Source organism: Burkholderia sp. SCN-KJ (assembly GCF_024656005.1).
In the GTDB taxonomy this organism is placed as follows: Bacteria; Pseudomonadota; Gammaproteobacteria; order Burkholderiales; family Burkholderiaceae; genus Burkholderia.
Genome location: NZ_JANKOG010000075.1, coordinates 1 through 2,397, shown reverse-complemented (window position 1 = coordinate 2,397; position 2,397 = coordinate 1). Strand labels below are relative to the sequence as shown.

The 2,397-nt window shown below is 59.1% G+C and carries 2 protein-coding genes; one reads left to right on the top strand and one right to left on the bottom strand.

Annotated elements, in window-relative coordinates; translation table 11 throughout:
* A partial coding sequence (locus tag NQV17_RS37650) for a transposase domain-containing protein (RefSeq protein WP_257776138.1) occupies window positions 1-130 on the top strand: 130 nt, incomplete at its 5' end.
* A 419-nt stretch (window positions 131-549) separates the two neighbouring features.
* On the opposite strand, the gene NQV17_RS37645 is transcribed toward NQV17_RS37650, so the two are convergent.
* The gene (locus NQV17_RS37645; protein WP_374692812.1) at window positions 550-2,394 is read right to left on the bottom strand and encodes a TRAP transporter large permease subunit; all 1,845 of its coding nucleotides are present in this window, start codon (window positions 2,392-2,394) and stop codon (window positions 550-552) included.
* Window positions 2,395-2,397 lie beyond the last annotated feature (3 nt).

The following is a 2,397-nucleotide window of genomic DNA, read 5'->3' as shown; positions in this document are numbered from 1 at the left end:
AGCGCAGTTGAACGGGCTCGACCCGCTCGCCTATCTGAAAGACGTCCTGACACGCTTGCCGACCCACAAGGCCAGCGACATCGACGCGCTGCTGCCGCATCGCTGGCAGCCATACTCGAACGCCGCCTAAACTCTCTCGTCAAGACGCGTTGGCTAGCCGCTTACCCTTGTATCGAGGCACGCGGGTTGAACGTGATCTCGGCCTCCACGGAATGCCCGAAAAAGTCGCCCGGCCAGAGCCGGGCGAAATAGCTCGCGAACCGTGAGACGCGAGCATGCGTGACCCTTAGCATTGTGCTGTCGCGTGGAATGGCCTTAGCGTCCTCGTTCGGTTCCGAGGTTCCGTGCGCCGGATGCTTGAGGTAGTCAATCGATGTGAGCACGGTCAGCCGCAGTACTACTGCTGGCTTGATTCGCCAGCTTCCTGGTCGGTGTTTTGCCGGAACAAAGGAATGCAAAGTGGTCGCATATTTCAGCCTTGTTTTGGCTGAGTTCAGGCGAGCGGCCACAACAAGCCCATTTTCTAAGAGTTCCCCATCAAGGACAGGCTTACGCAGTCTTGATAAATCCTGTCGAAAGCCACGGAAAGGCTGCGACGATAGCGAGGCCAATTAAGAGCGAAAGCATGTAACCCCAGATTGGTCGCATGCCTTCGTCAGGGTTGACATTGCCGATGGCACAAGCGGTGTAATAGCCAACTCCGAATGGCGGTGCGAACAGGCCCAGCCCCATCGACAAGACTACGACCATTGAGTAGTGCACTTCATGAATTCCCATGGAGTGCGCGATGGGGAAGAGTAACGGGCCGAATAGTACCACTGCTGGGATGCCTTCCAGTACGCTGCCCAATACGATGAAGGCGACGATGGAGACAAGGAGGAAAGTATTGCGGCCTCCTGGAAGCGACTGCATTGCGGCGGCGAGGTCTCGGGAGAATCCGGACTGCGTGAGTGACCAGGCCATGGCCGATGCGGCGCCGATGATAAACAGAATTGCACCAGACAAGACGACGGTATCGACGAGCATCGGCTGAATGCGTCGGAAATCAAATTGCCGGTAGACAACCAGGCCGACGATGATGGAGTAGACGATGCCAATGGTGGAGACTTCCGTGGCGGTGGCAACTCCTTCGACCACGGCAGCGCGAATGACGAAAGGCAGGGCGAGGGCTGGCAGCGCGAGCAGGAGGCGCTTCGCGACCGCCCGCCGCGATAAGCGCGTTACCTTGGAGACGTCCTCGTTCTTGTTGCGCATACCTACGACAATGCAGAGGCCTATGCCGAGCACGAGCGCGGGTACGAGCCCGCCGGCAAAGAGAGCGGCGATAGATACGCCCATCACGGAGCCGATAGTGACGAGAACAATGGAGGGGGGGACCGTTTCGGTTTGTGCGCCCGTCGCGGACAGGAGTGCCACGAGTTCGCCCGGCTTGGCGCCGCGCTTGGTCATTTCCGGGAACAGTGCTGGAGCGATCGCTGCCATGTCTGCGGCCTTGGAGCCCGAGATGCCAGAGACAAGGTACATTGCACCGACGAGGACGTACGACAGGCCGCCGCGAACATGTCCCAGCAAACCGGCGAGGAATTGCACCATTGCACGCGCCATTCCGGTCATTTCCAACAGCAAGCCGAGTAAGACGAATGTGGGCACGGCGAGCAGCATCACGTGTGACATACCTTCGTCCATGCGGCCGACCAGCGTCATCACGGGCACGCGAGTTGTCAGTGCGAGATAGCCGAGGGTGGCAAGTGCAAACGCAAAGGCGATCGGGACGCCGGAGAAGACACACACACCGACTACGCCGATAAAGAAAATTAGCAGGTTGAGTTGCCCGAGGCCCGAGAGCAGAGGGCCGGTCAGCCAAAACGCAACAACGAGCGCGATAACAATGGCGGCGGCGGCGTAGCTTCGTCGGTCCGTCGCGACGTCAATCAGCCGGAAGAGGCTGAACACAATCATCAGGGCAATTCCAACGGGCAAAGCGGCGGCGCGCCACGCGCCAGAAATTTCCAAGGCTGGCGTAGTGATGAATGCTTCTTCGCTCGCGTAATGATATGCAGGCACCAGTACAAGTAGCAGGAACGCGAGTCCCGCGGTGAGTGCAAGGACTGAGAAGAACGGGGTCCAACGAGCGCCTACGCGGCTGACGAGTGCGGTCATGCGCATATGAGACAAGCGGCGCACAGCCAGCGCGCTACCGAGCATAGCGAGCCAGAGAAAGAAAGTTGAGCACAATTCATCGGACCACACGAGTGGCATGTGGAAAACATATCGTGCAGCTACACCGGCAAACAACAGCACGATGACGGCGACCAAAAGGAATGCGCCGATCCATGAGACGGCGGATGCAAGGACGCGCTCGATCGTCGGGCAGCGGGACTGCGAGTTGGACAGAGT